The organism is Psychroflexus salis (assembly GCF_014640175.1).
Taxonomy (GTDB): Bacteria; Bacteroidota; Bacteroidia; order Flavobacteriales; family Flavobacteriaceae; genus Psychroflexus; species Psychroflexus salis.
In genome coordinates this window covers 60,287-84,357 of the sequence record NZ_BMGL01000002.1, presented here as the reverse complement: position 1 = coordinate 84,357, position 24,071 = coordinate 60,287, and the positions used below count along the sequence as shown (strand labels likewise).

General features: G+C 34.2%; 19 protein-coding genes. All 19 read right to left on the bottom strand.

Annotated features, from left to right (window positions below; genetic code table 11):
• Nucleotides 1-4 precede the first annotated feature (4 nt).
• Nucleotides 5-226, bottom strand: a complete 222-nt coding sequence (locus IEV63_RS01580; RefSeq protein ID WP_188405006.1) for a CAMCR motif-containing small membrane protein — start codon at nucleotides 224-226, stop codon at nucleotides 5-7.
• 19 nt (nucleotides 227-245) lie between these two features.
• A complete protein-coding gene (locus tag IEV63_RS01575; protein WP_188405005.1) occupies nucleotides 246-788 on the bottom strand; it encodes a DUF420 domain-containing protein in 543 nt (180 codons plus the stop codon).
• Entirely contained in the window at nucleotides 788-1,474 is a 687-nt protein-coding gene (locus IEV63_RS01570) for an SCO family protein (protein WP_188405004.1), read from the bottom strand. The genes IEV63_RS01575 and IEV63_RS01570 overlap by 1 nt, the downstream gene beginning before the upstream one ends.
• 3 nt (nucleotides 1,475-1,477) lie before the next feature.
• Nucleotides 1,478-2,140 carry a hypothetical protein gene (locus IEV63_RS01565; protein ID WP_188405003.1) on the bottom strand — a complete coding sequence of 221 codons (663 nt, stop codon included), beginning with the start codon at nucleotides 2,138-2,140 and terminating at the stop codon, nucleotides 1,478-1,480.
• A 90-nt stretch (nucleotides 2,141-2,230) separates the two neighbouring features.
• Nucleotides 2,231-2,590, bottom strand: a complete 360-nt coding sequence (locus tag IEV63_RS01560) for a cytochrome C oxidase subunit IV family protein (protein WP_188405002.1) — start codon at nucleotides 2,588-2,590, stop codon at nucleotides 2,231-2,233.
• A gap of 29 nt (nucleotides 2,591-2,619) precedes the next feature.
• Complete coding sequence (locus tag IEV63_RS01555) at nucleotides 2,620-3,603, bottom strand: cytochrome c oxidase subunit 3 (protein WP_188405001.1); 984 nt, start codon at nucleotides 3,601-3,603, stop codon at nucleotides 2,620-2,622.
• Between the two features lie 39 nt (nucleotides 3,604-3,642).
• Entirely contained in the window at nucleotides 3,643-4,227 is a 585-nt protein-coding gene (locus IEV63_RS01550) for a cytochrome c oxidase subunit 3 (protein WP_188405000.1), read from the bottom strand.
• Nucleotides 4,218-5,120, bottom strand: a complete 903-nt coding sequence (cyoE, locus tag IEV63_RS01545) for a heme o synthase (protein ID WP_188404999.1) — start codon at nucleotides 5,118-5,120, stop codon at nucleotides 4,218-4,220. Before cyoE ends, IEV63_RS01550 begins: the two co-directional genes overlap by 10 nt.
• Before the next feature lie 135 nt (nucleotides 5,121-5,255).
• A complete protein-coding gene (remB, locus tag IEV63_RS01540) occupies nucleotides 5,256-7,334 on the bottom strand; it encodes a gliding motility outer membrane protein RemB (RefSeq protein WP_188404998.1) in 2,079 nt (692 codons plus the stop codon).
• 189 nt (nucleotides 7,335-7,523) lie between these two features.
• Nucleotides 7,524-8,012, bottom strand: a complete 489-nt coding sequence (locus IEV63_RS01535; RefSeq protein WP_188404997.1) for a hypothetical protein — start codon at nucleotides 8,010-8,012, stop codon at nucleotides 7,524-7,526.
• A gap of 45 nt (nucleotides 8,013-8,057) precedes the next feature.
• Nucleotides 8,058-8,780 carry an energy transducer TonB gene (locus IEV63_RS01530; protein ID WP_188404996.1) on the bottom strand — a complete coding sequence of 241 codons (723 nt, stop codon included), beginning with the start codon at nucleotides 8,778-8,780 and terminating at the stop codon, nucleotides 8,058-8,060.
• A 43-nt stretch (nucleotides 8,781-8,823) separates the two neighbouring features.
• Nucleotides 8,824-9,150, bottom strand: coding sequence for a VanZ family protein (locus IEV63_RS01525; RefSeq protein ID WP_229737149.1), 327 nt, complete (start codon nucleotides 9,148-9,150; stop codon nucleotides 8,824-8,826).
• Between the two features lie 55 nt (nucleotides 9,151-9,205).
• Entirely contained in the window at nucleotides 9,206-9,586 is a 381-nt protein-coding gene (gene gcvH, locus IEV63_RS01520; protein WP_188404994.1) for a glycine cleavage system protein GcvH, read from the bottom strand.
• A 27-nt stretch (nucleotides 9,587-9,613) separates the two neighbouring features.
• Entirely contained in the window at nucleotides 9,614-16,870 is a 7,257-nt protein-coding gene (sov, locus tag IEV63_RS01515) for a T9SS outer membrane translocon Sov/SprA (protein ID WP_308419917.1), read from the bottom strand.
• 4 nt (nucleotides 16,871-16,874) lie between these two features.
• The gene (gene ruvA / locus IEV63_RS01510; RefSeq protein ID WP_188404993.1) at nucleotides 16,875-17,456 is read right to left on the bottom strand and encodes a Holliday junction branch migration protein RuvA; all 582 of its coding nucleotides are present in this window, start codon (nucleotides 17,454-17,456) and stop codon (nucleotides 16,875-16,877) included.
• A gap of 149 nt (nucleotides 17,457-17,605) precedes the next feature.
• Nucleotides 17,606-19,897, bottom strand: coding sequence for an NADP-dependent malic enzyme (locus tag IEV63_RS01505; RefSeq protein ID WP_188404992.1), 2,292 nt, complete (start codon nucleotides 19,895-19,897; stop codon nucleotides 17,606-17,608).
• A gap of 123 nt (nucleotides 19,898-20,020) precedes the next feature.
• Nucleotides 20,021-21,760 carry an alpha-amylase family protein gene (locus IEV63_RS01500; RefSeq protein ID WP_188404991.1) on the bottom strand — a complete coding sequence of 580 codons (1,740 nt, stop codon included), beginning with the start codon at nucleotides 21,758-21,760 and terminating at the stop codon, nucleotides 20,021-20,023.
• Nucleotides 21,761-21,776: 16 nt separating this feature from the next.
• Nucleotides 21,777-22,706 (bottom strand): carbohydrate kinase family protein, encoded by a 930-nt coding sequence (locus IEV63_RS01495; RefSeq protein ID WP_188404990.1) that lies wholly within the window; start codon nucleotides 22,704-22,706, stop codon nucleotides 21,777-21,779.
• A 3-nt stretch (nucleotides 22,707-22,709) separates the two neighbouring features.
• Entirely contained in the window at nucleotides 22,710-24,032 is a 1,323-nt protein-coding gene (locus IEV63_RS01490) for an MFS transporter (protein ID WP_188404989.1), read from the bottom strand.
• Nucleotides 24,033-24,071 lie beyond the last annotated feature (39 nt).

Below are 24,071 nucleotides of genomic sequence, written 5' to 3'. Positions count from 1 at the left end.
AAATTTATTTTGAACGGTAAGTTCGGTAAATATAATAGCCTAAGCCACCCACTAATAAATATGGAAAAGCCATGAGGTAAACAATTCCGTTATTGATGCCTTCTGCCATACTTTTATCGCCTTCGCTTTCTAACACAGCTCTACACATGGAACATTGTGCCGAAACATCTTGGCTAATGAACAAGAGCAACAGAACTATAATTGATAAAGAAAATTTTAATTTCATAACATTGCAAAATTACAAATTAATAATAAGGCATCATAAATAAGTAAACCAAAACTCCTGTAACTGCAACATACATCCAAATAGGAAATGTCCATCGTGCAATTTTTTTATGTTTCTGATATTCTCCAGTTAATCCTCGGTACATGGTGAATAAAACTAAGGGAATAATAATTCCAGAAAGCACAATATGAGATATTAATATAAAGAAATAAAGGTATTTAAAAAAACCTTCTCCACCGTAAGGAACCGGGTCGTGACTGATTTTTGAAATAACATAGCTTACTAAAAAAACGGCTGATAAGGCAAATGCTGTTATCATAACACGTTTGTGCATGGCATAGTTTTTCTTCTTAATTAAAGAATAACCCATGGCTAATAACACTGCAGTTGAAGCATTGATGATGGCATGAAAAAATGGAAAAGTACCCAGTTTTAATCCCAGTAAATTTACACGTGTTTCTAAATTCATTAAAATAATTACCACAATTGGAACTACTACAGATAAACCAATAATTACAGGTACCATTACTTTATCTTTAGGGGCTGTTGGAGTTGTTTGCATTATAAAAGTTTTTTTATGTCTTCAATCAAAATATCAATTTGTTGCTCGTTACCATCATTTTGGTCTGGTTCATTAAATGGAATACTGCCTTGGTAATACAATATTGGGTTTCCATTTTTATCTCTTCTAGAACGCAAATAACCATCTTGATCTACTAATGCAAAGTAGCCTGCATGTTCAAACCCGCCAGGTGCATCTTTGTTTTCGGCAGCATATGCGTTAAAACCTTCTCTAGCAATCTTATAGATTTGGTCGCGATTACCTGTTAGCATATTCCAATTGGCATGCTTAGCTCCTTTTTTTTGCATGTATTCTTTTAAGACTTCGGGAGTGTCGTGTTCCGGATTTATGGTAAACGAAGCAATGCCAAAGTCCATATTTCCATAAAATTCATTTTGAATTTCTACCAAATTTTCATTCATAATAGGACAAATTGTTGGACATGTAGCAAAAAAGAACTCCACCACATAAACTTTACCTTTGTAAAATTCGTGGGTAATGGTATCGGCATCTTGATTGATTAATTCGAATTCTGGCGCTTTTCTTTTGATGGGTACGCCATTTTCATTTTCTACTTCTAAATAAGCTAATTCTTCTACTGAATACCTACTTGAGTATTCTTTGACAGCCCATATTCCGAAAATTAAAACGATAAATGAAATTCCTATGTACGATTTATTTTTCATAAATTATTTTCGATCTGCTTTGTATTTTTTTAATTCTAAACGATATTCGGCTAGAATAACCTTAACATCGTCTACCATTTTATTGTTTAAATCTGCAATAGATTTAATGTTATATCCTAACATCTCTCCATAATCTTTATCGTCTACTCTTCCTCTTAAATTTCCTTTTTTATCTACAATGAAAGCATAATTTGAAGCGTAATTAGAATCAAGTGTAAGTTTAGAATTCGTGAGTTGTTTTATTAGTTGCTCAGCTTCAATTGAAGGCAACTCTATAAATTTCCATTTTGCAGCGTTAGAAGTTAAATTGATTTCATAGATAAAGTCTTTTACGTTTTGTTTTTGGTTTTCACCAACAATACTTACAAATTGAAAATCTTGAAAATCTTTATTTTTATCGTATATTTTTTCTTTCAAGTTATACGCAAAAACTTTTTGATTTTTCACATCCTGACCCAGAAATGTAATTACATTGATTTTATCGTTTAAACTAAAAGCTTCATTATTAACTAGATTTATATAGTCTTTTTGCTGCAGCGCATTTTCATGTACGGTTGGTAAATTAGCAAAGCTGTGTACAGCACTAGCAAAAAAAAGATAGGTAACTAGTGGCAATATAAACAAGGTAATTAAAACGGAATATTTTTTGATTTTTTTAGTCTGCATGTAGTGCGAATAATTAATTGACAAAAATAATAAAAGGCAATATTAATAATACCGCCTTTGTTAATGTTTTAACCTTAGTTAATGTTTGGCTTAGAAATCCCAAGTAATGTAACCATTGGTGTATACGTCGTTAATATAACCGCCTTCAATTAACAAAATTGCAATTAGGTAAGATATAAGAAAAACCCCTGTCCAAACAACGGTTCTTCGTAAACCGGCAGACTCATGCTCCATGTGCATAAATGCCCATGTAATATAGTATGCTTTAACGATGGTAAGAATAATAAATATCCAATTGAGTAAAGAAAGTGCTACAAAATCGGTATAAACCAAGAATTCAGGCTTAATAATACCCAAAACAACTTCTACAATAGTAAGTAAAGATAAGATACCGAAAACCTGCCAAATGCGCTTTGTTGCTCCTCCGTGATGTGTTGTATCGTGTGCCATAATGTTATAAGCTTATTGTAAATATGTAATTAAACCAAATAAAAGAAAGTAAAGACAAAAACCCAAACTAAGTCTACAAAGTGCCAATAAAGCCCAACTTTTTCGACCATTTCGTAAGATCCGCGTTTTTCGTATGTACCAATTAAGACATTAAAAAATATAATAATTAACAGCAACACACCAGATAAAACGTGAAATCCGTGAAAGCCTGTGATAAAGAAAAAGAAGTCTGCAAACAAAGGCGCTCCATATTCGTTTTGAGTTAGGTTAGCGCCTAAAACAACTTCTTTAGCTGTTTGGTCGAGAATTTTAATAGACTCTTCTCTGCTTAGAACGGTTTTTTCTCCACGTTCGTTTAAATCCATGGTTCGAACAAGCAGATTGCTATCTGCTTTAAAGGCAGATTTAACATCTTCTACGTCGTAAGCCATTAATTCTTTTTCGGAAGTATACCAAAGGCCATTTTTAGCTTCATGAGTTGTTCTAGTTCTTTCAGCAACTGGAGTAAATTCCTTTAAATCTACGCGTTTGCCTTCCGTATTTACAAATTGTAAAATTTTACCAGAAGTAGTTTCAACTGCACCATATTCACCTTTAATAAAATTTTTCCATTCCCAGGCTTGTGAACCTAGAAATATAGCTCCACCAAGAATGGTTAAGGCCATATAAGTTACTACTTTATTTTTTTGCATTTTATGTCCAGCATCTACAGCTAACACCATAGTTACGGAAGAAAAAATAAGAATAAAGGTCATTAAAGCAACGTAATACATAGGTGCGTCTACACCGTGCATAAATGGAAAGTGATTAAACACTTCATCGGCAATTGGCCATTCGTTTATAAATTTAAATCTAGAAAATCCATAAGCGGCAAGAAATCCTGAAAAAGTTAAGGCATCGGATGTAATAAAAAACCACATCATTAATTTACCATAACTTGCTTTGAGTGGTTGGTTACCTCCACCCCAATTTTTCCCTTCTGTACCTGTTTGTGCAACAGCAGTCGTATCCATATACCTAAATATTAGTTAGCGCAAAAATAGTTATTTTATTTATCCTAAAAAATATATAAAAAAGAAAAATAGAAACAACCAAAGCACATCTACGAAATGCCAAAAAGTTGCACCTAGCTCGAAACCAAGCATTTGATCTTTTTTGTATTTATTTTTAAAATGATTATAAATAAGAACAGCTAAAACAATCATTCCAGAAGCGATATGCACTACATGCAAAAAGGCAATTAAATAAATGTAAGATGCAGTAACATTACTGGCGCTTCCTGTAAAATAATAACCTTGTTCTGTAATGGCTTTAAAGCCTGAAAATTGAAGATGAATAAAGAATAATCCAAGCAAAAAGGTTAGGATTATGCCTAAGTTAGCTGTTTTTCTTTTGTTCTGAAGAATAGCTCGTTTAGCAAAAATTAAACTCAAACTACTTATTACAATTAGAACAGTACTCCATACAAATGCATTGGGTATTTGAAAATCGTCCACCCAATCAGGCCGGCTGCTACTTACAATAAAAGCAGAAGTAAGACCAGCAAAAGTCATAGACAAACTGATAATTCCAAACCACAACATCATTTTCTTTGCTCTGTAATTTTTTTCAGCTAAAGATTTATTCTCTATTCCCATTCTCTTACAATTTTATCTAGTACAAATACCAATTGAATCATAGTTATATATGTTACACTTGCAAGCATAAGTTGTTTTGCTTGTTTTTCAGTTCTTAATCTGTATAGGTTTATTGCATTGTAAAGCATAAACAAGCCTAATGCTAAGATTATACTTGCGCCTAAATACGAAAGTTTAAGTTTACCTGTAACTCCTAAAACCGGAATAAGAGAAACTAAAATTGTCCATATTGTATACAATACAATTTGTAAAGCTGTAGATGTATCTCTTTTACCTGTTGGGAGCATAAAAAAGCCTCCTTTTTTATAATCTTCATAAAGCCACCAACCCAAGGCCCAAAAGTGAGGAAATTGCCAAAAAAATTGAATCATAAATAAAGTTCCGGCTTCTATACTAAAGCTTCCTGTTGCAGCAACCCAACCCAACATAAAAGGTATTGCTCCTGGAAAGGCTCCAACAAAAACAGAAATAGGAGTTTTGGTTTTTAATGGTGTGTAAACACTTACATACAAAAAAATAGATATTGCCCCAAAAAGAGATGTAATAGGATTGATAATGTACAACAAATAAAGGCCTAAGGCAGCTAAAACAGACGCAATAGCGAAAGCTGCATTTACGCTTAATCTTCCTGATGGAATAGGCCTATTTTTAGTTCTATTCATTAGCGCATCTAAATCTCTTTCAATAATTTGATTATATGCATTTGAAGCACCAACCATTGCGTAGCCTCCAATTGTAAGCAATATCACTTCTGCAATATAGAAGTTTTCTGCACCTAGAAAATAGCCTGCAACAGAAGAAAACACGACGCTTAAAGCCAAGCGCATTTTAGTTAAGCTCTTAAAATCTTGTAACGATGTAGTTATGAAATTGTATGTCAAGTTTTCAGACAAAAATTTATTTTTTTTGCAAAGATACCTCTAAAAAGTCTTTTACAAAGGGCAAGACTTCGTTAATATTTATTGAAGTACGAAGGCAAAAACATCTTCAAAGCATCATTTATTAGAAACTAAAATCAGAAATCGGCATTAGTAGTCGTAGTACCAGTTAAAGATATCTGTTCTAAAGCCTAAGTTTAACCAACTGGTTTTACGGTCGAAATTTCTGGCATTGTTTTCAGCTATGTCAAAATTTCTATGAATTAAATTCATGTATAGTTTCAAGTTAGTGGTTGGATTTACCAAGTATCCGAATTCAAATTCAGCGTAGTAGGATGTTGCTTTATTGCCTTGTCCTATTTTTATATTATTATCGCCAATTCGGTTTCGTTCATCGCCAAATAAATCCGAACCGTAGTATGGATTGCTGTCTGCGGATGGCTCAAAGCCGCGTTCACCTAAAATAAACTTAGCATGCCCATAATAACGATCTTTTTTATAGCGAGTTATGAGCATTAATTCTCTAAAATTTGCTCCCCAAAAGTGAGCCAAAGACTGATTATTATGCGTGTAATGTAGCGAAAGTGTGTTATGCGAATACGTATAAGGTCTTACTTGGTTATATTCTAGCTGAAGATATAAATTTTTCACTTTAAAAGCATCGAAGTATTTTACTCCCAATTGAAGACCAAATTTATTTTTCCAACTATCGTTCATAGCAGTAACATCATTTACAGATAACTCATCTATCAGCAATTGTCCATAAGAGTTTATTTTGTTGCTCCATTTGTATTTATAACTTAATCCAATCATCGATTTACCTGCCCGAGTTCCTGTTGCATACTCCACCATATTATAGAAGATTACAGGATTAAGAAAATTCCAATCGAAACCCCGGTTAGGTTCGCTCTCAAATAAGGCAGATTCAAATAATCCGATATTTAAACGTTCAGTAACATTATAGCTTAAGTAATGCGTGGCCACATATTTAGTGGTGTAAGCGCCACCTTCTGTTCTAGTATTTAAATTTCTGGGAGAAGACCAAATACTGGTATATTTAAATTTCCAAAATGTGGTATTCATTTTAAAATAAGCATTAGGACTTGCGTTGTCACTTAAAAATAAAGAGCGGTATCCATCGCCTATAAAGTTTTTTCCAGTTCCAAATTGCAAATCTAAAAAGTTAGTAGCTTCATAATTTAAGTAACCTTCTACAACTGGATAATCGAAGCCTGTATCTTTATAAACTTCTCCAATTCCTCTACCTGGTATAACTACGGTACTGCTACCTACTCTGCCTAGACTTCTTGCTAAATCATTATAATATCCTGCAAAACGACCTTGACTTTCGTAAATTACACTATAAAAATTTAGTTTTTCTCCCAATCCGCCTTGTATTATTCCTGCACGCGTATTGTTGTAGGTGTTTATGCTTTCTCCCTCATCTCTACCTATTTGTAAATCGGCTGCAATATCGAAAGTAAACCAGTAATCTTCACCTTGAATTCGTGCTGTATTTTCGTTGAAAAATTTTCGCCCAAACCAAGTTTTTTTGTCATAAAATAATTTTTCATTTTCTTCAGCTAAATTATAATAAGGCTTAACTTCTTTAAATTTATAGGGTTTAGAAGCAGTATGGGCATTGGTACCGATTAAATTCATTTCTGGATCGAAGCGGCTGTAGAGCTCGTGAGATAACGGAATATTTAAACTACTTTCATTTTGTTTATTTTGGTATGGTAAATTAACAATTTTATTATATTCATCCTGAATAGACTTTCTTTTTGGTTCTATAATTACTTCGGCATTATTTTCCTCTTGAAAATTAGGTTGAAGTGGTATTGGTAGTGGAGTTCTAAATTGAAAATAAGTTGGGTTACCATCGTAGGTAGCTGGGGTAAGTTTCGGCATTTTAGAAAACGCATCTTCTAAGGCAGTTTCAATCTCCTTGTGTTCGGCTTTTACATATATTATTTTGAATTCTCCTTTTTCGTTTACTTCAAAAATTAATTGAGCAGAACCTTTGTAATTAGAATTAGAGACTACATCTGGCTCCTGATATAAAGAAAATAAAGTTTTTTGAAATTGGTTTTTAAAACACATTTCGTCATCCGAAGTTGCACTATCTTGGCAAGCAGGAAATTTCGGATATTTTTTAATTAATGTTGCATTTTGTGCAGCAACATGAAGAGTTAAAAGTATACAGGAAAGTAAAAAAAGTTTATTCATAGGTCAACTTGCTTAACAATTAGCAAATTAACACAATTTAACTCAAAAAGGTCTAACATATTAGACTGCTTATCAGTTTTTATTTAAAAATATTTTTTTTGATGGTTTAAAAGCAGAGTACTACACTAGGCCGTGGATTAAATAATCAAAGAATTTATACTAAACGCAGCTCTTAAATTTCAATTTAGATTAAGAGTTTTCGTTATCTCCTTCTGGATAAACAAATTCTAATTCTATTGAAAGTGCTTTTTTAGCGTAAGGACTCGAGCGTTTTAGTGTATAAATTACCTGAAAGGGATATTCAACTGCAAGGTCATTTTCTTTTGTTGAAGGTGTTAAACGAGAGAATTTATCGATAGCTCTTTGAATTGCAACGAATATAGGTGACTCTACTGTATTGTATTTTTTCTGGATTATTTTACCTCGACGGTCTACTATATAATTTCCTGTAACTTCCCTGCTGTACTCATAATCTTTGGCTATTTCTGTTTCTTTATAAAACTCTTTAAACAAAGTTTTAAATGTATTTTCTAAACAAGGCTTTCCAGTTTGGTCGTCTTGCTCACAGCTTTCGAACTGTGGAATACTAGGTGTAGTTTTATCTGGCTTTGTAGTTTCTTGTGCTAGAGCTGAAATAAAGAAACAAGTAGACAAAATAATGGTGTAGTGTATTTTCATTGGGGTATAATTAAAAAAACCCGAAATAAATCCGGGTTTTGATTTTTAGTTTTGAACTTGGAACGTAATAGGCAAAGTATAAATAACACCAACAGCTCTACCGCGTTGTTTACCGGGTTGCATATCGGGTAATCTACCAACTACCCGTTCTCCTTCGCGGGTAAGTCTTGGGTGAGATGATCTTGCTTGCACATCTACAACTTTACCGGTTTTATCTATTTTGAAACGAACATATACACGATTAATTCCAGAAAGACCTAATTCGCTTCCTAAGCTAGTATCAAACTTTTTGTTTACAAAATCTTGTATTTTCTTGCTCATGCATGCTCTTCGAGCATCGTTAGTTTTTTCTTTTTCGCATCCTGGAAAAATCGGTACATCTTGAATACTAGAAAAAGGAACGTCTTCAATTTCTTCTTCTTCACCTATATCGGCAACTTCTTCAACTTCTACAATTTCGTCCATATTAGTTTCTGTAGACTCGATAATTGTTTCTTCTACTTCTGCTTCATCTTCAACCACTTCAATTACTTCTGGAGCTGGTGGCGGTGGTGGCGGTGGCGGCGGTGTTTTAAGTTGCTCTGTAATCGGCACATCTTCGTCATCTAACATGTCGAGCTCAACCACACCAGTGTCTAAAGCTTCTTTATCGTAAGTTTTAAACTCAATTAAAAATAAAGAAGTTGCCAACATAAACACGAGTCCTAGTTGGAAAAATAGAAAGCTTTTTTTGCTTAAATCTGCTTTCTCACTTTTTTTTGGTTCCATAATACTTAAATATTAGGCGTTAAAATTAAAAAAAAAAATCTGACTAAACATTTAATTGGTGTTTCAATTTCCGAAGCTTATTTTTATTAAGCATAAAGAATGCGTTTACTAATAAAACCCCAGTAGTATTCGATATAATATCCCACACATCAAAAGTTCGGTAATCAGTTAAGGTCGTTTGTAAAACTTCAATAACAATGCCAAACAAAATTAATGCTGAAGAAATTATAAATAAGCTTATTTTATCTTGCTTACTTTTAAAGAGAACAAAGTAAGTAAACCAAGATCCAGCAAGAAAAATATAGGCAATTAAATGATAGAACTTATCAGCTTGTTCAATTTGAATGCTAGGTAAATTTTGGGTAGGCATAAGCGACAGATACAGTATTAAAACTGTAAAAACTATAGCCAACACAAGGAATAAATTAGCCGTCAATATGTGCTTTATAAGCTTCTGCATCCATTAAATTGTTAAGTTCATCTTGATTAGTGAACTTCATTTTAATCATCCAACCTTCGCCGTAAGGATCTTCATTAACTTTTTCAGGCTCATCTTCAAGGTTTTCGTTAAACGCTATTATTTTTCCTGTAATGGGTAAAAATAAATCTGAAACTGTTTTAACTGCTTCAACGCTTCCAAAAACTTCATCTTGGTCTAAGGTTTCGTCTACAGTTTCAACTTCAACATAAACAATGTCGCCTAATTCACTTTGTGCGAAATCGGTAATACCTACAATGGCTGTATCGCCTTCAATTTTTACCCATTCATGGTCTTTTGTGTACTTTAAGTCTGCTGGAATATTCATTTGTATATAATTATTATTTAGTTGTTTTTAATTTCCAAAATTGTAGGTAAGCGTTAAGCCAGTCCTAATCGTAGTCTGTGGGAAAATTGTAGATATGGCATTTTGCGAAAAAATATGATCGTAAAAGAAAATAACTGTAAGTTGTTTAGTAATCATATAATCTGCTAAAAAGTTAATGCTCCAAATATCTTGACCTGCTGTTGTTCTATTATTTACTACGTCTAGCGACCGTATTATGGTTTCATTTTGACGTAATGCTACATCTAATTTCAAATTTAAATCGCTACTTATTACTCTTCTATTTCCTTCAAATTGGGTTACAATGCGCAAATCTTTTATTCGGTAACCCAATCCTACGATATATTCCTGACCAATCATTTCGGTTAGTAAGTTGTTATCGAAACTTAATGACAAAGTACGGTCTTTTTTTATTTCTGTTAAAATACTTACAGAATTTTTCATTTCAAAATCGATTTGAACTAAAGGACTAAACACTTCCATTAAATTCATGTTTGCAATGTAAAATTCATTTTTAAAATTGCCATTTTGGTCTCTATTAAACTGGCCAAATGGGTCTCTCCTATCGTAATCTAAATTAGATTGAAACATATTAATGGTATAGGATGACTGATAACCGTGTTGAATAGAAAAACGATTAAAGTTTTCTTTAAACCAAGGCAGCTTCATCAAACCTGTATATTTTAAATTCCAATTTGGCAGAGGCGTACTTCTAAACGGACTTAAACTGGTGCTTTCTGGATTTTCGCCTGTGTAAGCTGATAAGAAAGCAGGGATTAAAACCGATTGATTGGTTCTACCAAAACCACTTGGGTATCCATTTTCGTCTTGATTTTCTGGATCGTCTGGATTAATTCCAGCTTGTTGGGCTAAACGCCTTGCAATTTGCAATCTGTTTTCTCTAAATTTTTCGAAAGTTGGGGAACCTTCTCGGGTACTTGCTTCAAAAGCAGTACCAATCATCATCGTCGATATACTAAAGTTCCCAAAAGTATTTGGCGTTAAGGATTGGTATTGTAAAGTTTCTCGATCTACTCTAAAATTTTCAGTATAAGTGTCAGAGTACATCCGGTTAGCAATAATATCTAAAGTCATACCAGGAATAAGCTTTACCGACGCGTTAAAATCGAGCTGTTCGGTTTTCGTGGCCATGTACTGCTCGTTAAATTCTTGGTATTCGGTTAGCCATCGATTTCTAGCTGAAATTTGCCTAACATCACCCTGCCCACCAAAAGTAAACAAAGGCGATGGTGTTAATGTACCAACAAAACCAACATCGTGTGTAAATCCTGGAATAAACGTACCTCTATTTTCTGTATAATTTAGCTGAATACGATCGACCATGGTAAGTAAGCTGATTCCAAAATTATAAAAATGATCTCCAATACTTAGCTTATCTTTTGCGTCTTCGTCTCCTTTGTTTTCTGATTTAGACGACAAACTAGCTCGAGCAGTAGTCGTTTGTCTTCTGTCTTGACCCCGTTGAAGCTTTTGTGCTGTAGCATCGCCTTTTGCTTTACGCTTTTTTAAATTCAAATAATTATACAACCTAGACATATTCAGGGTATTGTTTATTTGATGTGCAGATGAATTTTGAACCGTGTTACCAATATTCGGGATATCTTCTAAATTTCGAAGAATTTCTGAACCTTTTTGCCATTGAAAATCTCCAGTAAATGAATAATTAGATTGTATAAATTTAAGTGCAGGTATTTTATCGAAAGGTAATTTATAATTTAATTGAAGCGTTTGCATGTGTGTATTAGGAACTCCAACATCGAAAAATCCATCCCAAACTCCAATACTATTGTCTTGGCTTAGATCGTCTTCGTTTAAAAAGTTACGTACAATTCGATTTTGCGAAGCATTGAAGTTTACATTTAAATTTTTAGTAAAATCCCAATCTAAAGCGTATTGCCAATTGTAAAAATAATTTCGTTGATAAAGTTTTGGAAGACCTATGCTACCTGGCGGAAGGTTTAGTTCTCTAAACCGTACTTCACTATATTGTCGAATAACGCTATTTGAAGCGGTAATGCTAGTTGGTAGTAGATTTAAATTGAAATCTTTTAGTAAATCGAAGTATTTACTCTTGTTTAAAAATTCGATATTTTGAAAAGGTTCAACTTCTGCTTTTGCAAAATTAAAGGCATAATTAGCATTAAAGTCTAGGTTTTGATCTACCGATTGAGCTATTTCAAAATCTCTGTGTTCTACTTGATTATAGGTACCCGAAAGAGTGAAATTTTCTATATCCCATGGCAAAGGTACTTTTTCTTGATTAGTTCTATCTTTGCGTAAACCAATTACACTAATAGTTTGTCTTTTGGTATAGGATTCTGCTCGTTCTCTAAACTCTTCTCTTAACTGGGCATCTTCTGTATTATCTAATAAATTTTCTAACTCAATATCTAATAAAACAGGATCAAAACGCGGAGTGACCAATTCTTCTCCTCGTCCATAATTTAAAGGGATTTTTACTCCCCAATCTGCAGGCAGTAACTGTCCTACATTTACACCCGTTACAAAATCGTATTGTTGAGTATCTTCAATACTACGTTGGTTAGGGCCTTGATCTATAGAACCAAAACCAATGGTGTTTCGGCTTGCGCTACCCGAAAAAGTTGCAAAATCTGCAATATTAGTATCTACATCTAAAACAGCAGCCCAACCACCTTGGCTTTTCAATTCTGAAATTCGCAATTCATTAAACCAAACTTCGCCAGAAATATTTTGATCGCTCGCGTTACGTAGCCCAAGCATTAATACGCGAATATTTCCAAAGCTGGGGTTTCCTTTAATACCAACACGTAGACCGTCAGTGGTGAAATCTGATGCTGGATTTAAGTTTTCATCAAAAAAGTTTAAATCTAAAGAACTAAAACTATCACTTCCTAAAACTGTTGCTTTTATTTGTTGTAAAAGTTCAAGGTCTAATTCTAAATCATTTTCTAAGGGCCACACACCTCTCGGAGATGTTTCAGAAATATCACTTACTTTAAGTGGAATTTCTATTTCATAAAAGTTATTGGTAAAATCGACTCCCATTCTAATAAAAGCAACCATTTCGTTGTCTTGCAACTGAACTTCTGGAGGAGCAAGCGCTTCTGCATGTAAAAACATTTCTAAAAAGCGATATTGCCGCATATCTACTTGAAAGTTTTTAAAGACAGCCCGCGAATCTTTGGGTCTTAAATTTTTAACCTTCAATGCCAAAGATTGTTCATCTTCTCTAATGGTGACATTATTATTTACAATTTGTTCTCTAATTACACCCGGAGGAGTAACGTATCGCGATGTTATTTCTTCGCTTACTGGAGTTACATTTAATGTAGTTACAGAATTTAATACTGGATCTGTACCATCAGGAATTACTGGCTGATCGTAAGTTAAATAATCTCCACGGACTAAATCTAAGGAGCCCATTCTCAATATGGTTTCTTGCGAAAAGTCGGTCATAAACATTCGCATAAAACGCACTGCTCTTAAATCGGATATACCACCTATAGAATATTCGGGTGAAGTACGTAAAGGCACTCTAAATTGTACCCATCTAACTGGAACTTCTTCACCATTTGGAGCTGTTGTTGTTAATTCTTTTATATCGGTTATATAATCTTCAGAAACACCAGTAATAGAACTAGTATTGTTATCAACACTCATCCCAGGATACATAGGAACTTCATACTCAAAGTAACTATCTATCGTATTCATGGTATTATCTCGATTAATATCTTCTACATCGGGTAGGGGTGAATTTCCACGATTATTTTGTCCTACTTCAACAGGATTGTTTCCTTCAACTCCATTGTATTTTTCGTAGCGGGTTAAAATATCGCCATCGTTTTCTAAATAAAATTCATAATCGTCTCCAGCAGGATCATCAAAATCTGCAAAAGCTGGAAATTGTGCTACTTCATCTGCATTATTATAACCATCTAAACCGATATCTTGATTTGCACGTTGATCTCCTTCTGTATCGAAGGCATAAACTAAAGATTGGTTTGCTGGCACCTTTGCAAAGCTAGTTTGAATGGTATTTTGGTTACCGCCATCTTCTGGCAGTCCATTTTCGTACTGTTTGCGTCCATCTTTTAAGATATCTTCAGAAATACTACCAAAGTTTAATACAAGTTTTCCTCCTGTGTTTCCTGTATTTTCTGGATAAATAAACGGGTCCATTACCCAGAATTCAACGAACTCTACATTAGAGCGCTCAAAATCTGTGGTTTCTAGTCCTCGCATAATCCCACCAAAATTTTGTCTAGGATTAGGTAAATTTCCGCTCGATGCACTTGCGGGATTATAATTATACATTCCTCTTTGTGTAGGTCTAAACACTAAATCGAAAGTTGGTATGGTCTGAAATTGACCCGGAACGATGTCTCGATTAGGGAAAATTTCATTAATAAGTATTCTTCTAGAATACCAGAATGAAAAATCATCGTCGGTCATAGCAGCTGGGCGTTGCGTACTATAAAAAATAGGATCGATGGTATACCAATTTAGCTTAGCCCTATAGTGGTTAATACTGATGTCGTCGTTAGAATTAAAGTTTCCACCTGCATCGTTTGGACCGCGATAGCCAACTGGCACACTAGAAAGTGACCAAGGCGACGGATTTAATAATGAAATAGAAGTTTGCGATGCTTCAAAATCATCAATATAAGACGCATCTCTACCACCAAAATTGTCTGCATCTGGTGTTCCTGGTTGAAGATAAGCAAATTCTCCACGAATAGAGAAATTCGATTCTACTTCAGTTTCAATATTTGGAAGCCTATTTACAATGCGCGTAAAAAATGGTACTGTTGTATTGTAATTAAAGTTAATTCCATACATCGTATTGTTAATTGGTTCGCTACCATAATTTGATTTTTGAGTTAAAGGGCGCTCGTTCATGTTTAAAAAAGTCCCTCCTAAAATAAAGTTTTCTGAAAATTCATGTTGTACATCAATTCCGGTAAAACGTTTGGTTTGTCTTCCAAAAACAGCATTATTTTCTGTTGAAACTTGAATGGGTGTATCGGATGCTTTAAGTCCTTCATCTAAAATTTGTACTAAACCCAATTCGTAATTTACCACATAATCTACACCTTCTTGTAGGGTTCTTCCACCAGCGGCAACTTCAACAGAACCACGGGGAACATTGAAGGCGCCGATAGGAATTCCCTCCTGTCCTGATGCACGATATTGTCCACGCAACTGAAATTTATTCCGCTCAGCTTCTTGCTGCATGGCTTGTGTTTTAGTGGTGTTGTACAATGCCTGAAAAACGTATTGCAACTGGTTATCATTCCAAGTAGTTTGATTCTCATAAACTGCACCTGGTGTATTATTTAACTGCTCAAATAAATATTCTCCAAAGGGTTCTACTTTTGTGAATTTAATAAAACCATTTTGGGTATCGATGGTTATGTTAGGTACGAAATCGAAAAATCCATCACTACCAGGCAAATCACCATTAGAATTTAAGCGATCAAAATTAAAAATCTGTAGTAAATTCTGATCTACAATATTCTCTGGTAGCGGAGTAGTTGAACCCGGCGGATCGAGTAAAAAGTTTACAGGCTGTGGATCTGTATATAATATATTAAAGCGAAAACCTTCTTCTTCAATATCAAAACCACCAATACTGTAAATATTTTTCATCATTAAATCCCAGATGGGTTCAGTAACGTTAGTGATTGGACTTTTTATCATTTTAACCACTAAACTTTGATTAGATGTTATGGTTTGATCTTCTTGCCCAGGTTGCGGATTGGGGTTTTGAATAGGTTGAGAAGAATCTACCCCATCATTGGCAAATTCACCTACTTTATATACCCGACCATTGGATGTGTATTCGTAGGCTACTGCTAAAATTTCGTCGTTAGAAATTCGCTGATTTAAAGAAACATAACCCAATTGTGGGTGCAAGGTAAATTCGTTGGGTGATAATTGTCTTGCATTTTCTAGAACGCCATAGTCTCTCCCTTCTGAAACAATTTGAGCTGCCGGTCCAAATCCTTGTGCAACTGTAGAAATATCTCGAATTGATGAAGTTAAAATCGTAGATCCGCCCCCGTTGATACCTACAGGATTAAAATCGTTATTTCGGTTATCGGGCAAAGCATTAAGCTGATTAATAAAATTAGGAATTGGTGGTGGTACTGGATTTCCAGAATTATCTAAAAACAAGCCTAATTTTTCTGGATTAGATTCACCTAAATCTTGTATAGCGACAATATTCCTAGCATTTTGAAGACTTTGCGGGCTATTGTTTCGATTGGTTACCCATATTTGAACACGGGTAATTTGAAATCTACTATTAATAAATGGATAGTTAGTTAAGGCCTTATCATATTCATCTCGAAAAAATTGCGATAAGAAAAAGTGTCTATTTTCATCGTATTCTAAACCAAATTTCTCAAACTCATCTACTGTTCCACCACCTTGTACGTTTACACTTTGGCGTTCAGAATTCATTTCAGAAAAAACACCGGTAATGGTTGTTTTACCAAACTGCAGTTGAGCTTTTACCCCAAACAAACTTTCAGCTCCTTGAATAAGAGAACTGTTTAAAGGCATATTTACATTACCTACTTCTATAGACTGTACTATATCGTCTTCATCTGGTGTATAATCTATTTTAATTTGGTTTTGAAAGTCGAAGGTAGATTGCGTATTATATTGTGCCGCAATATTTACGCGGGTTCCAACCGTTCCATCTAAACTCATATTGATACGCTGATCGAAATCTAAAGTTGTGTTCGCTTGATTTCTAGGTGAAAGCGATGGGTTATCTTGTTTAGAATATAAAACTCCTAAATCCATAGAAACTTGTCCTTGTGGTATAACTTCAACTTTATTGCCTCCAAAAACACTTTCAAAAAAACTATTGTTAACGTAAAAAGCAGGTATTAAATTTTTAGATTCTTCGCTATCGGTATTATTTGCTGCATCTCTTTTTTGCTTAAAATAATCTTTCATTTGTTGCCGAAGTACCAAATCTTGGTATTCTTCTGGTGTTAAAACCAATGGATAACTAATATTTACATCGCCAATTTTTTGCGAAAAAATATAGCGATTAATAATGGGGTCGTAAGTATATAAATTTTGAATATTGGTTGGGTTCTTAATATTAAGTTGGCCCATGGAATACCCCTCTTGAATGCTATCTTGCTCGGTTTCCGTTTGCGCAAAAGCAAGAGCAGTTATAAAAAATACAACTACTGTATATATTATTTGTTTGTATGGCAGAAAAAAAATAGGTTTATTAATCAATGCGTTACAAGTTTTTTAATGCTTGTTTTAAAATATATTCTACACTTGCTTCGGGTTCAATTTTAACAATTCTAGCCACAACTTTTTCAACTTGCTTTTTAGAATATCCCAGTGTTTCTAATGCTGATAACGCTTCAGTTCGGTTAGTATTGTTTGAAAATGTTAAATTTTCCGAAGAAGACGCAACCTCGTTTACTTTGTCTTTCAGATCTACAATTACACGTTGTGCAGTTTTGGCTCCAATTCCTTTTACACTTTTAATGGTATCTACATCTGCGGTAGAAATGGCTTCAATTATTTGGGCTGGTGATAAGGAAGAAAACATCAATCTTGCAGTATTTGCTCCTATTCCTGAAACAGATATTAATTTTTTAAATACTTCGCGTTCTACCTTTTCAGCAAAACCGTACAAGGTTTGCGCATCTTCTCGCACCTGTAAATGAGTAAACAATCTGATGTGTTCATCTTTAGGTAATTGCTCAAAAGTGTGTAATGATATATTTACTTCGTAACCAACACCTGCACATTCAATAACCACATGTGTTGGATTTTTTTCAATCAGTTTTCCTGATAGCTGTGTAATCATAAAATCTTCTGATTTGTGGGCTCAAATGTAGTAAAATAATCTAAAGCAAAGCTTTTGAAGTTTGATTTTTAAATCCTAGTATTCATACCAACAAATTGATTATTAAACCTCCTTTATGTTTTAATAAATAAAGATTCTATTTAAAAAATTTAATGTTTTTTCCGCTTTGCTTTTTGTTGAGCATCCACAACGGCTACAGCACTCATATTTACCATTTCATCTACACTTGCACCCAATTGAAAAACATGAGCTGGCTCGTTTAATCCCATTAAAATAGGCCCAATAGAATCTGCACTATTTAATTCTTTAAGAAGTTTATAGGTGCCATTTGCAGCATCTAAGTTAGGGTAGATTAAGGTGTTTACTTTTCGATTTTGTAGTTTACTAAATGGAAATTTATCCATTCGCATTTTACGATTTAAAGCAAAATCTACTTGCAATTCTCCATCTACAGCAATATCTGGATAATGTTCATGCAAGTAAGCAACTGCTTCGGTAATTTTTTTAGCCATTGGATTTTTAGAAGAACCAAAATTAGAATAACTTACCATGGCAACGACGGGTTCTACCCCAAACATTTTAACAGTAAAAGCTGTCATTTGTGCAATTCGGGCTAATTCTTGTGCACTTGGATCGATATTAATAGAAGTGTCGCTAATAAAAATAGGGCCTTTAGCAGTCATCATTAAATTTGTTGATGCCACTTTTGAAACACTTGATTCTTTACCAATAATTTCTAAAATGGGCTTTAAAACCGATGGATAAGCTCTCGAGTAACCAGAAAGCATGGTATCAGCATCACCTTCAACCACCATCATAGCAGCAAAATAATTACGTTCTCGCATTAACTTTTCAGCTTCATATTGGGTAATTCCTTTCCTTTTTCTTTTTTCCCAAAGCGATTTTCCGTAGCGTTTTAATTGCTCTTTCTGTTTATCGGATTTAGGATCTATAATAATGACGTCATCTGCTTCAAATTCAATTTCCTGCATTAGTTCTTTGATGACATCTCTTCTTCCTAATAAAATTGGAACTCCAATACCTTCATCGTAAACAATTTGTGCAGCTTTAAGCACATCTAAATGATCTGCTTCTGCATAAACAATGCGTTTAGGATTATTTCTTGCTCGGCTAAGCAACAAACGTGTAATTTTATCTTCACTGCCCATTCGTTCAAGCAATTCCATTTCATATTCATCCCAATCTTCAATAGTCGATTGAGCAACACCACTCTCAATAGCTGCTTTTGCTACTGCGGGAGGAATCTGACCAATTAATCTTGGATCGAATGGTTTTGGAATGATGTATTCTCTACCAAAAGCCAATCGTGTTTCTGAATAGGCAATATTTACCTGTTCTGGCACTGGTTTTTTGGCCAATTCTGCAATAGCCTTTACCGCTGCGATTTTCATTTCCTCATTAATTTTAGTGGCACGAACATCTAGAGCTCCACGAAATATAAAAGGAAAACCAAGTACATTATTTACTTGGTTTGGAAAATCGGTTCTTCCTGTAGCCATAATTACATCCGATCTTGTTTCTACCGCAGTTGGATAGTCTATTTCTGGGTCTGGATTAGCCATAGCAAAGACTATTGGATTTTCTGCCATGGATTTTAGCATCTTTGGGCTCACAATTCCTGCAACCGATAGTCCTAAAAATACGTCTGCACCAACCATTGCATCTTCTAGTGTTTTGTCTTCTTCTGCATAAGCATATGCTTTTTTACGAGCAGAAAGATTTTGTCTTTGTTTATGAAGAAGACCCGAACTATCGTACATGTAAATATTTTCTTTTTTTACACCTAATAAAACATATAAGTCTGTACAAGCCATAGCTGCAGAACCTGCACCAGAAACTACAAGTTTTACATCTTCAATTTTTTTCTCTGCAATTTCTAATGCATTAAGTAAAGCCGCTGCAGATATGATGGCGGTACCATGCTGATCGTCGTGCATAACAGGAATGTTTAATTCTTCCTTTAAACGGTCTTCAATTTCAAAAGCCTCAGGAGCTTTAATATCTTCGAGGTTAATACCACCAAAAGTTGGAGCAATTGCTTTTACGGTTTCAATAAATTTTTCAGGATCGTTGGCGTCTACTTCAATATCGAACACATCAATATCTGCAAAAATTTTAAACAGTAAAGCTTTTCCTTCCATAACTGGTTTAGAAGCTTCAGGACCGATGTCTCCAAGACCTAAAACAGCAGTTCCATTTGATATTACAGCAACTAAATTTCCTTTGTTAGTGTATTTATATACATCTTCTACGTTTTTTGCAATTTCGTTACAGGGTGCTGCAACTCCAGGTGAGTAGGCTAAGCCTAAATCGCGTTGAGAATTATGTTTTTTAGTGGGTACTACTTCTATTTTTCCTGGCTTTGGCTTGGAATGATATACCAAAGCATGTCTTCTTAATCTTCTCTTGTTAATATCCATAGTTTGTATTGAATAAGTTTGCAAAGGTAATTTTAATTCATTGCCTTTGCTAAAAGAAGTTCTAAAAGTAACCTAATTATATTTAAAAAGTCAAGCATTATTGCCTTAAGAAACCTTCATGCATTAATAAGAGAAACTACCTGTACCTTCTTTATTCCTGTATTCTACAACAAAACTACAGGTCTTTAAATTTGCTTTTAAGCGAGCAAAATTGGTTGTATGTTCCCAAAAAATATCTATTTCGGAAATTGGTGAAGGGTTTATTTTCATCGTACCTAAAAAAGCTTCAGAAGTATTTCTAAATTCAATGAGCTTCAACTGGTTTTTAACGATATCTTGATTTAGTAAATTATCTATTTTTTCTAAGGATAGGTTAGTCCTGTTTATTTCCTTATGCCCACCACTCCCAGCTTTTTCTACTGCAAGATAATCATTTTTGCCTGCAAATAAATCAAGGTACCAAACTTGGGGTATGCCGGGTGCAAACAGTTGTATGGTTCTGGCTAGTAAAAGTTTCTTTTCGTCTTCACCTAATGCACTAAAAAAAGTGGCATTTACTTGGTAGTAGGAGAGTTTTTTGCCATCAGCATCAAATAAATTTTTAAGCTTTCCGCCTCGTTTGATGATAACATCCATAATGGCGTCTATTTCTTCATCTTTGAGCAAACCTTCAACATAACTTCCTTCTACTTCCTTACCTTTTAAATCTAACACAGGAATTCCATCGTGGCAACCCAGCATATTCACCGTCGTGTATCCTTTTGAAACAATTTCATTCATCCACTTAATAATAGTCGAATTAGAAGAAGTTTCTAAGGTGTGAATCAATAAGCCTGGCAAAAAGAAATCATAGATACAAAAGCCTCTTTGTGCTACTTGATCATGTATTCCCAAACCATATTCTGCATGAATTTCGGGCAATAGCAATAAATTGTTTTTTTTAGCAATTTCACTTATACGATTCAAGTAATTCCAAGTGCCGGGCTGATTAAAAAAATTGGGTTCACCTACTTCTTTATGTAAATATGCAAAAGCATCTAATCTCAAGATTTTGCAACCAAAGCCTTTTAATTTAGCTAAGGTTTCTTCATAAAACTCCCACACTAATGGAGATGCGGCGTTAACATCCATTTGGCCTAAATAGGTTGATTTTCTCTCTACTATGCTACGTATTTCTTTGGCAATTGAAGAGGGGACTTCTAACTCGACTTTGTGAATATCAATACGGTCTTGAATGGCTTTATTTAGCCTTTCAACAACTTCATTTTTTTTATTAAGACTTATATGTTCAATATCATTTAAATCTTCTACGCTTATTTCATTCCTTATAATTTCTTGATAGAAGGTGTTCCAATACGGCTTTTTAGATCCATCTGGAAAAGGAACTTGTAGGATTGGTAAACCTGACTTACGCATGAAAAGTTTCTGAATAAAAGCTTGATTTGGAATGATAATTCCATCGTTATTCATTATACCATTTCCTTCCCAAAAAGAATTCCAATTGATAAAAAAGTCTTTATATTTTGAAGCTTCTCCATATTTAATCAAATCTTTAAACTGAGGTGAAGCAACCGATAAATGATTTAAAACAATATCAGATTTAAGTTGAATCTTAAGTTCTTCTAATGCTTTTAAATCTTCCATAGAAACTAATTCTTTATTAAGATCATAATCTATTATGGAAAAGCCACGATCCAAGTCACTATTAAAAAAGGTAGGTAAAATATAGAAGAAAGAAAAGGTGTTTTTGAATGCTGGACGTTGCAACAATTGAATCATATCGCTTAACTTTTGACCAACACTATCTGGATATGCATTAAGCATTACACCCTTAACTTTATGGCTTTCAGATCTTAGAGTCATTGTCTTTAGGTATTATTTAAAGCAGTTGAGATAAAATATTGATTTGATCTGGAAGTCGCCCTACATTTTGCAATTTTAGCGCAGCTAGTTTTAAAGCTACTTCAAGACATTCCTTCATTGGTTTTTGTTGTATGTATGCAAACAGAAAACCCGACCAAAAAGCATCTCCAGCCCCTGTGGTATCGAGTATTTTTTCAATTTTTATGGCAGGAAGCTCTATGGTTTCTTGGTTCTTTTGAGACAAGACAACTCCTTTAGCTCCGAGTGTAAGACAAACTATATCTACTCCTGCATCATGAAAAAACTGAAAGATTTGTTGGTATGGTAATGTTTTGCCAAAAAGCCTGAACATATCGTCATCACTAATTTTCACAAGAGGATTTAACTTACAGTAGGATAAAATAACACAGATTGCATCTTCTCTGCTTGGCCAAATATTTTCTGAAAAATTGACATCAATACTTAATTTACAACCAAGCTTAAAAGCTTCTGTAGCCTTTTGTAAGATGGTTGACTGCGCTGGATTTTTACTTAATGCAAAACATGTGGTATGAAAAATACGAGTATTTGCTAATGTATTTGTAGAAATTTGTTTGTCTAGGATTTGAACATCAGCTTCTCTGTAAGGAATAAAATCTGGTGTAGCTTTAGATCTAGACACAAAAATAATACTTGTTGGTTTTTCTTTAATTTTCCTTAAGCCAACTATATTTACATTCGCTTCTTCAAAGCGCTTAAAAATATAATCTCCAAAACCATCTTCTCCGCAAGTAGCAACCATTGCTGCATGAAGTCCTAATCTACTAACATTTAGGGCAACATTTGTGGGCGAACCACCTAAATACCTGTGGTAATCTCTTGTGTTATCTATTAAAACATCAGATTGATGCCCAATGAAGTCAATTAGGACTTCGCCAACACATAAAATATCTATTTCTCTTGTCATAACTTAACTTTTTTCAGTGAGAAATTTAGTTTTACTAATTTTTTTCGGCTTCATAAGCAAAGTAAAAAATGCACTTATAACCAAAAGCACTCCTGCAAACGTAATGGCATGACGTGGATCATTGTTTAGAAAATGTTTTAAGACAAACCCAAACGATATGGTTTGTAAAATCATAGGAACTACAATCATCATATTTATAATTCCCATGTAAACGCCGTAACGTTCCTTTGGAATATCAGAAACTACCATTAAATACGGAATACCCATCATACTTGCCCAACCAATACCAAAACCTGTAATTGCAAAAAATAACAAGTTTTTATCTTGTATATGAGGAAAAGCTAAAAAACCAAAGGCTGCTAGCATTAAACAAAAGGCATGAACCTTTTTGGGACTGAATTTTTTAGCAAATTTCACGAGAGAGAATGCTACTAAAAATGTAACTACATTGTACCATCCATTTACTAAACCTGTCCAACTTACTGCTTCGCTGTAGGCTAATTTATCTTCTGGACTTGCATTCCAAACCGAAAGCGCCACACTCTTTGAAGAGTTTTGCCAATAACAAAACAAGGCATACCACTGAAACAAATACACTAAAGCAAGTTCCCACATTACTTTTGGCATGTCTTTAATGGCAGAAAATATTTCTAATAATGGTTCAAATACATCTCGCTTTTCCTTTAGTTTTTGGAGCTCATCATCGGTTGGATGTATTTCTTTTGTTTTGCTAATACTCCACAATACCGATGCAATAGAGCATAAGGCTCCGAAGAAAAAAGATGCATACACCCAAGTTGGTAATGACCCCGTAGTGCCTATAAAAATAAACGGAAAAATAAATAAAGATAAGTTGGCTAAGACTTGGCCAAAACCTGTAAAAAAGCTTTGCATTTGAAAGCCCAAAGGTTGTTGGTTATTGTTTAGCCTATCTGCTATAAGAGCTCTATAAGGTTCCATTGCCGTATTGTTACCTGCATCCAATATCCATAAAAGTCCCGCAGCCATCCATAAAGAAGCACTAAAAGGAAAGACTATTAGAGCGAAGCTACATAAAAGAGCCCCGATTAAAAAGTAAGGCTTTCTTCTACCTAATTTTGGATGCCATGTTTTGTCACTTAATGCACCTACAATAGGCTGAACAAGAAGTCCTGTTACAGGCCCTGCCAAATGTAAAATTGGTATTTGATCGGGGGTTGCACCTAAAAAATCATATATAGGTGTAACTGCACTTTGCTGCAGACCAAAACTGTATTGAATGCCGAAAAAACCAACATTCATATTTAATATTTGCCAAAAGCTTAAATTAGGTTTCTTGAGTACCATGAAGGAAAATTTATTTCCCTTCACCTTATTTAGATAAAG

Bases quoted from the DNA above. Each gene is read 5' to 3' on its own strand.
- IEV63_RS01580 (WP_188405006.1), bottom strand. From the start codon at position 226: ATGAAATTAAAATTTTCTTTATCAATTATAGTTCTGTTGCTCTTGTTC.
- IEV63_RS01575 (WP_188405005.1), bottom strand. From the start codon at position 788: ATGCAAACAACTCCAACAGCCCCTAAAGATAAAGTAATGGTACCTGTA.
- IEV63_RS01570 (WP_188405004.1), bottom strand. From the start codon at position 1,474: ATGAAAAATAAATCGTACATAGGAATTTCATTTATCGTTTTAATTTTC.
- IEV63_RS01565 (WP_188405003.1), bottom strand. From the start codon at position 2,140: ATGCAGACTAAAAAAATCAAAAAATATTCCGTTTTAATTACCTTGTTT.
- IEV63_RS01560 (WP_188405002.1), bottom strand. From the start codon at position 2,590: ATGGCACACGATACAACACATCACGGAGGAGCAACAAAGCGCATTTGG.
- IEV63_RS01555 (WP_188405001.1), bottom strand. From the start codon at position 3,603: ATGGATACGACTGCTGTTGCACAAACAGGTACAGAAGGGAAAAATTGG.
- IEV63_RS01550 (WP_188405000.1), bottom strand. From the start codon at position 4,227: ATGGGAATAGAGAATAAATCTTTAGCTGAAAAAAATTACAGAGCAAAG.
- remB (WP_188404998.1), bottom strand. From the start codon at position 7,334: ATGAATAAACTTTTTTTACTTTCCTGTATACTTTTAACTCTTCATGTT.
- IEV63_RS01535 (WP_188404997.1), bottom strand. From the start codon at position 8,012: ATGAAAATACACTACACCATTATTTTGTCTACTTGTTTCTTTATTTCA.
- IEV63_RS01530 (WP_188404996.1), bottom strand. From the start codon at position 8,780: ATGGAACCAAAAAAAAGTGAGAAAGCAGATTTAAGCAAAAAAAGCTTT.
- IEV63_RS01525 (WP_229737149.1), bottom strand. From the start codon at position 9,150: ATGCCTACCCAAAATTTACCTAGCATTCAAATTGAACAAGCTGATAAG.
- gcvH (WP_188404994.1), bottom strand. From the start codon at position 9,586: ATGAATATTCCAGCAGACTTAAAGTACACAAAAGACCATGAATGGGTA.
- ruvA (WP_188404993.1), bottom strand. From the start codon at position 17,456: ATGATTACACAGCTATCAGGAAAACTGATTGAAAAAAATCCAACACAT.
- IEV63_RS01505 (WP_188404992.1), bottom strand. From the start codon at position 19,897: ATGGATATTAACAAGAGAAGATTAAGAAGACATGCTTTGGTATATCAT.
- IEV63_RS01500 (WP_188404991.1), bottom strand. From the start codon at position 21,760: ATGACTCTAAGATCTGAAAGCCATAAAGTTAAGGGTGTAATGCTTAAT.
- IEV63_RS01495 (WP_188404990.1), bottom strand. From the start codon at position 22,706: ATGACAAGAGAAATAGATATTTTATGTGTTGGCGAAGTCCTAATTGAC.
- IEV63_RS01490 (WP_188404989.1), bottom strand. From the start codon at position 24,032: ATGGTACTCAAGAAACCTAATTTAAGCTTTTGGCAAATATTAAATATG.